Source organism: Yersinia sp. 2542 StPb PI (genome assembly GCF_048593855.1).
Lineage (GTDB): Bacteria > Pseudomonadota > Gammaproteobacteria > Enterobacterales > Enterobacteriaceae > Yersinia > Yersinia enterocolitica_E.
Genome location: NZ_JAZGQA010000228.1, coordinates 1 through 6,354, shown reverse-complemented (window position 1 = coordinate 6,354; position 6,354 = coordinate 1). Strand labels below are relative to the sequence as shown.

Below are 6,354 nucleotides of genomic sequence, written 5' to 3'. Positions count from 1 at the left end.
CCGACTTCCCTCCCTTTTTCTGACTAGCTAATAACACCACCAGTCGCCTAACATGCTACCCTCCGCAGAATGCTCCGAAGGCGCTTATTCTCCCTTTAGCCTACACCACAGATTTCCCCATGAAAGAAACCTCCCCCACGGAAACGGCACTACACCGCACCCGCCTGCACACTTTGCTTTATAAACTTATTTCAGTTTTAAATTCCTACAAACTTTAGCGCCAGTCCGCGCCGTGGCTGGGGTTCTGGCTGAAAATCCCAACTGAAAAGATTGAAAAGAATTTCACTAAATTTCAGTTTCGCTTTTTCTAACCTTGCCGCTTAAAGTTTTAATTATATGATTTAAAACAAGTATTCTATTTTACGTGGCGAGGATGGAAAAGTTGGGTGAGATAATAGCGTGGGGGAAATGTTGAAACCCTTGCCGGGCGTGGCTTCGCGGGGCAAGGTCATTTTGGGCTAACTGAAAAACACAGTACAGGGCCGGGAAGAAAATCGAGCGCCAGAGTGGTAACACCGGGCTAACGGTTGGCCACGTAATCCTTGCTCACCCTGCGCGTAATTTGCGGTTTTGCGTCACTGATTGCCTGCTGTTGTTCCTCATATTTATGGGCCACTTGCAATAGCCGGATAGCCTCTTGCCGTTCCTGCGGTGATATATGATCTACCAAGTCCTTAATTAACCGGCTATGCGTTAACGCACTGGGGCTAAGGGTATGGGAAAAGGTCGCATTCATCACAAAGGTATGGCCACATTCAAGATTAGTACAAGCACAATAGAGATCCGCTATATGGCTATGCTTGCGGTTAGTTTTACGAATATGAGCGGGTGTACCACAATCTGGACAAATAACTTTAAAAACTCGCATATTGATATGGCCCTCTGTTTAAAGCCAGAACCGCCAGCCAGAAAATAAGCCTCGAACTGACTCGTTTTTATATTGTCTCTTACGCCTGTGACTGGTATCAGTGGTAACGCTGGTAACACCTTTGATTTATATAGATAAACTGAGTTACCACTGAGCAATATCAACTGGTAACCGGTGGTAACAGGCTGATTTCTGTTACCAGTGTTACCAATAGCCCTCTACTACTGGTAACAGCCCTGCCCCTTGCGGCTTATGGTTGTTACCTCTGTTACCAGTGTTACCAGTTCTCAATAAGACTCGCGTAAGTGTATTAACCTAAAACCGTGCTATTGAACTGATAGACCCGTTTCAGCCCCATTTCTGGCAGGCGAATGTTTTTCTGTGTCCGGGCATCCTCTGGCACATCGAGATAACCGGCCTTTACACAGAGTTGAGCTACTTTCTTGGCATCAAAGCCCTTGCAGATTTCTTTCCAACCGGTGGCCAAAATAAAGAAAGTCGTCACCGCATCTTCTTTGTTATTGCCTTTATCCACTCGCCGGAAGCCCACCATGTTAGCCGGGCGGCTGCGCTCGTCATGCCAGTCAGCAAAGCGGCTGAACTGATTACGGGTAATGAACTCTTTCACCTGCTCCAGTGCAGCAGCGTCTTCCTGATTGGCGGTATGGCCACGATCCCCCATCCACGCATTAAGGCAGGTTTGCGCTGCCCGGAACGCCTCCCCCTCTGGCCAGCCGGTGATCCCAACCTGTGTGGCCAACTCTCCGGCCATTGCCACCAGTGCAAAACGGGTAACTGCGCGGCCCACCTGATTACCGGCGTTCTCCGGGGTAAGCAGCCGGGTGTATTCTTTTAGCAGTATCTTGGCCTTGCTGGTCATGCCGGTCAGGTCTGCGGTTAACAGCCGCAACCAAGCACGGAACGGCTCGCCATAGCAGGAAGCAACCGCCTGTTCTAAGTGCTCCGACAGGGCTTTACCTCCGGCAAAGCCGTGCAACTCTTCAAATACACCATGCTTACCGGAATCACTGGGGATTTGTACCATCCGCACTTCCACACCGGCATAAGTACGCTCCCCAGCATTGGCCGCATGTTCAACTAACGACAATTCACCAGTAGACAGAAACAACAGACACCAACGGTTAGCCTCGCGCAAACTGCCGTCAGTACGCGCCCGCGCTTTCCCTTGGCCATTCGCCAGCATATAGGCGATATTCCCGGCTTCTCTGCCGTCCACTTCCCGTATTTCGTCTAACATTAGGGTGGCATCATTGCGGCGGCTGGCGGTGCCCTCCAGCGCGTTACCGGTTGAACGCCACGTATGCCAGAAGTCAGTGCCACCACAGACTGAAGCCGCCACTTTCATAGTGGTAGTTTTGCCGTCTGTTGATTCCCCTTTCAGGTGATAACCACCGCCACCCACACCGACCAGTTTTAACAGTGGTGAGGCAAAAGAGAGACTGACAGAAAACGCCACCCGGCCATTACCGACGCAATAACGGGAAACCTGATCGCGCCATTCGTCCAGTGTTCCAGCAGTCCTGAAATCCCGCCCTTGCACACTGGCGGTTTGTAAGATTACCGACTCAGCCCCAACGCCGATCACTTCATCTTGCAACACGTAAACCGAACCATGCCAGCCGGTTTTATTAACACAAGTTACCTTGCGCTCTGGCTTGCACAGGGAAAGGTATTCCATCAAATGCGCCCGCGCCTGCCCGGTGGTACTGATATAAGACAGGCCATTGCTCAACAGAATGCGCCGCAGCTCTTCCCCGCTGCTACTGAGCATCTCCATCGGCATGGCCCACTTACGACTAATACCGTTGGTGTCTTCCCACTCCAGCAAACGACCATAGTTGCCGCCGTCAGAATCGCAGGTAATCGCCGTGACTCTTACCGGGCTACACAGTTTGATATTGCGGATCTCGGTATCACCATCAGACTTATTCACCAGCTTGTCATACCAAAGATATTCCTGCGTTAAGCGGAACCCCTGCGGCAGTTTGGTTTTGCCTTTACCAAACAGGATCATTTCTTCCCGAAAGGCTTCTTTGGCCCGTTCCAGCCCGTTATCACGGCGGTAATCGTCCCAATCCGCTTTATGACGGGTTGGCGGTAGTGATACCCAACCATCTACTGCTTTAGCGGCTTTCTCGGCCCACTGCTTGCCGGTGTTCTCTTTACCATCATCAAAATCGTTATCCCCGGCGATAATCAACCGTGCATCGGGCCATTTATGGCGCAGGTGTTGCGCCACATTCGGCAGATTATTAGCCGCGACTGCCGCCACAACCAGCCCATCAGTTAACATATCCAGCGTTAAAGCTGTGGCATAACCCTCAGTGATAACAACCAGCTCCGGGTTATCCCCGGCCTCTAATGGGTGAACCGCAATAAACGCCCCTTTAAGCACGGTATTGGGCAATAACCGCTTGTCACCTAACGGGCTGATAAGCTGGCCACCGGTTAACCTGCCGTCGATATCAGTCAGCGGTAACAGCAAAGAGCCTGCTGGGAAGTCCATCCCTCCCGTTTTATGAACATCCTGCGTAATGGATTGGCTATGGCCAGACAACCCCTTATCAGCCAGATAACTGCTTTCTCCACTGCTGCAACGGGCCAGCAAAGCGTGATAAGCCTTGGCCACCATCGCCTTTTTTCGCTCTTCGGGGATTTCATTTCTGGCAGGCTTAATCGCTTCCTGCGGTGCATTCGGTAAGGCTAGCGCCTTGGCCACCTCAGTTGCCGCCTGAAATGCCCCGTTGCCAGAAACCAAACGAATGAGATCCAGCCCATCACCATGACTGCACTGGCTACAAATCCATGTGCCACGGCCCCCTTGATCATCAAAGCGGAAACGATCACTACCGCCACACTTCGGGCAAGCGCCGTGTTTACCATTATCCGGCACGGTAATACCCAACGCTGGCAAAATATGCGGCCAACGCCCACGGGCCGCTTGCAGCGTTTCAGAGACAAATTGACTGCTCATTGCGGCGTCTCCATTGTAAATATGAAAAGAAATAACAATGACGGGAATAAATTAACGGCTTTCATTCTTTCCCCTGTCAAATTCGTTATCCAATACAGAATCTAAATCTTCATAAATACAATCAAAGACAGCCGCTATATTGACTGAATTAACATGAGGTTGTGGGGTTTCATTTTTTGAGTACAACAACTCTCTCATTAATTCTGAAACCAGCATGGCCCGTAGAACCTTATCTACACTTCCCTGCGCTAAATTATATTTAGTCGTCATGTTATGCCTCCTGCACAGGTAAACGCCCGGCAAAGAGCAGTATGTAATCTGCGGCATAACGGCGGCGGGCCGTCTTCTCATTCTCTGCGGTGATATGCAGCATGATAGGGCTAATTTTCTGTTGGGTGCGGTTGATCGCCGCAAAGATGTAGGTACACTTTGACGTAGCCATTGCGTTAGTTCCTCTAACATGATGGTCAGGCCCGGCTTGGTGTTGGTAGCACCTTGACGGGCCGCTGTATTTTGTCGGTACGCCGTGTTAACGTACGTACCTAACGAAAGACAGCTTATGAGGTTATGTACGTACGTGTCAACTATAAAACGAGATAAAAGCCCGAAAGGTGAAGGTCTATCGCCAACATTCCAAATCCGTATCGCACCAGAACTGCGTGAACAACTTAACGCGGAAGCGGCTAAAGATGGCGTGAGCCTTGGCAATTGGTTTAAAGAGCTTGCCCGGCAGGAATTAAAACGCCGTGGTATAGAACCTAAAGCATAAATAATTTTGTCAGTAATATAACCGCATATATCCGAACCTATTTTATTGACGAAAATAACGGTGGGTGAGATAGTCAAATCAGCATTAATTGAATTATTTGTCATTGTTATTTTCCGATAGAAGAGAACCATACCCGGCCCAGCAGCCGGGTATTTCTTATCTGTAATATAAGAATTAATTTAGCGCTATTGCAGTAACCCAACCTTTACCGGCCATAATAGTGGCGTCTGATAAACTAAATTCCCTCGGCTTACTTATTTTTGCTTTAACACCACGTTTAGAAAAATAAGAACGGTTAGCACTAAAACGCAATCGGTCAGTGCCAATGCTGGCGGGACTATCAGTAACCGCCAGACCACTTAAATAAAAATGACCTTTGTCCTGAAAATCTTCTTCCACTTCGATGGAGCAAAACAGTTTTTGCCCCAGTTCGTTATAACTCATCAATTTGGCCGTGGGCCGGATACGGGCATACAAATGAACAATGCCACTTTGCTTATCACTGCGTAGCGCCAGCACCTCGCCTAAATTATCCCGGTCACGTTTGTGTTCTTCCCAAATCAACGCGGTGTAAGTGCGTACATCATAGGTTTCAGCCATATCAAGCAGCCACTGCGATTCAATTTTGCGGCTATCAATGGTGGTTCCCTCGGTAGCGATACATATCCAACCGGTAGTTAATTGCGAATCAGTCATTTGCTACCTCACTTCTTAACCAGAGTAATAGCGGCTTCATCTGCGGCGGCATACAAGAAACCATTACCCAAGGCATAACCCTCATTGCGCAGGTAGCTATGTTCGTAGGCGCTACGGTCTTCAACAAATTCAGCCCGAAAACGGCGGCTTCCTTTCTGTGTATAAATATGCAGATTGCTCAATGTCGTTACCGCCAAGCGTTTACCGGGCATAAATGGCGGGACAAAGGCAAAACGACCAGCAACCGACCCCATTAGCATTTGTGCCGCTGCTGTATCTGCCGGGCGGTCTGCGGCATTAAATAAACGTAGCCTTTCCGCTGCCGCCAGTTCTGCCCCCACCATGACCACTAAGCGGGGATCTTCCCGGTAGGCTTCGGGGATTTTTTCCGTAATTAAATGGTTAGCCAGGGCATCTAAATGTGGAAATTCGCCCCCTTCACCAAGGGTTAATTCATCAGTTATAACCTGAGATCCGTTATTAAAGTCTTTGGCTATGGTGTGCCAACCAATATTAACGTCCTCCCCTTTTGGATTAGCTATAGGATCTGTTGGATAAGCGATTCGCTGACCATTAAGGCCCACCCGTAACATATCCAATGAAATTGCCATACCGAAGAAATCAGAAACAGTCTGAGTAAAGTGCTCAATACCACCAATATTGGCAATCGTGCCCATTCGCTCATAAGATAGAGAAGCACAAGAATCCGTATCAGCCAGCGAATAATCAGTGCCTGCAACTTTCAATTCGCGATTAAAACGCCCATTAATAGAGCGCCCGGTATATAAAGTGGATTCACCTATTTCAATACATTGACCTTGCAACTCCTCCACATCCAGTAACGTAATATTATTCATCATCCAGCCTGATTCCAGCATAGATATACGTAACTGATTTTCAGCCTGTTCAGAAATGGAAAAACTCTTTTCATTATCGAATGCTTGACTAATACCGCCAATAAAATTGGCATGAAACTGTCCTGCCATAGCAGGAGGATTGACTCTGGCCATTAGTGTTACCTTATAT

7 protein-coding genes are annotated in these 6,354 nt (G+C 48.7%); 1 reads left to right on the top strand and 6 read right to left on the bottom strand.

What is annotated here, in order from left to right; all coding sequences use genetic code 11:
- Positions 1 to 520: 520 nt before the first annotated feature.
- The 4 genes from V1952_RS19195 to V1952_RS19180 form a co-directional block, all read right to left on the bottom strand.
- On the bottom strand, positions 521 to 868 hold the full coding sequence (locus V1952_RS19195) for an ogr/Delta-like zinc finger family protein (RefSeq protein WP_420075338.1): 348 nt from the start codon (positions 866 to 868) through the stop codon (positions 521 to 523).
- A gap of 310 nt (positions 869 to 1,178) precedes the next feature.
- Positions 1,179 to 3,863: a DUF927 domain-containing protein gene (locus V1952_RS19190; protein ID WP_420075337.1), complete on the bottom strand. Its 2,685-nt coding sequence runs from the start codon at positions 3,861 to 3,863 to the stop codon at positions 1,179 to 1,181.
- A 51-nt stretch (positions 3,864 to 3,914) separates the two neighbouring features.
- On the bottom strand, positions 3,915 to 4,133 hold the full coding sequence (locus V1952_RS19185) for a hypothetical protein (protein ID WP_032912789.1): 219 nt from the start codon (positions 4,131 to 4,133) through the stop codon (positions 3,915 to 3,917).
- 1 nt (position 4,134) lies between these two features.
- Positions 4,135 to 4,305 carry a host cell division inhibitor Icd-like protein gene (locus V1952_RS19180; protein WP_420075336.1) on the bottom strand — a complete coding sequence of 57 codons (171 nt, stop codon included), beginning with the start codon at positions 4,303 to 4,305 and terminating at the stop codon, positions 4,135 to 4,137.
- A 135-nt stretch (positions 4,306 to 4,440) separates the two neighbouring features.
- Between V1952_RS19180 and V1952_RS19175 the strand changes: the two genes are divergently transcribed.
- A complete protein-coding gene (locus V1952_RS19175; RefSeq protein ID WP_005172017.1) occupies positions 4,441 to 4,632 on the top strand; it encodes a toxin-antitoxin system HicB family antitoxin in 192 nt (63 codons plus the stop codon).
- Positions 4,633 to 4,806: 174 nt separating this feature from the next.
- Here the strand turns inward: V1952_RS19175 and V1952_RS19170 are convergent, their stop codons facing one another.
- On the bottom strand, positions 4,807 to 5,328 hold the full coding sequence (locus tag V1952_RS19170) for a GPO family capsid scaffolding protein (RefSeq protein WP_420075335.1): 522 nt from the start codon (positions 5,326 to 5,328) through the stop codon (positions 4,807 to 4,809).
- 8 nt (positions 5,329 to 5,336) lie between these two features.
- Complete coding sequence (locus tag V1952_RS19165; protein WP_420075339.1) at positions 5,337 to 6,338, bottom strand: P2 family phage major capsid protein; 1,002 nt, start codon at positions 6,336 to 6,338, stop codon at positions 5,337 to 5,339.
- Positions 6,339 to 6,354 lie beyond the last annotated feature (16 nt).

Coding starts and splice junctions, on each gene's coding strand:
- V1952_RS19195 (WP_420075338.1), bottom strand. CDS start 868: ATGCGAGTTTTTAAAGTTATTTGTCCAGATTGTGGTACACCCGCTCAT.
- V1952_RS19190 (WP_420075337.1), bottom strand. CDS start 3,863: ATGAGCAGTCAATTTGTCTCTGAAACGCTGCAAGCGGCCCGTGGGCGT.
- V1952_RS19185 (WP_032912789.1), bottom strand. CDS start 4,133: ATGACGACTAAATATAATTTAGCGCAGGGAAGTGTAGATAAGGTTCTA.
- V1952_RS19180 (WP_420075336.1), bottom strand. CDS start 4,305: ATGGCTACGTCAAAGTGTACCTACATCTTTGCGGCGATCAACCGCACC.
- V1952_RS19170 (WP_420075335.1), bottom strand. CDS start 5,328: ATGACTGATTCGCAATTAACTACCGGTTGGATATGTATCGCTACCGAG.
- V1952_RS19165 (WP_420075339.1), bottom strand. CDS start 6,338: ATGGCCAGAGTCAATCCTCCTGCTATGGCAGGACAGTTTCATGCCAAT.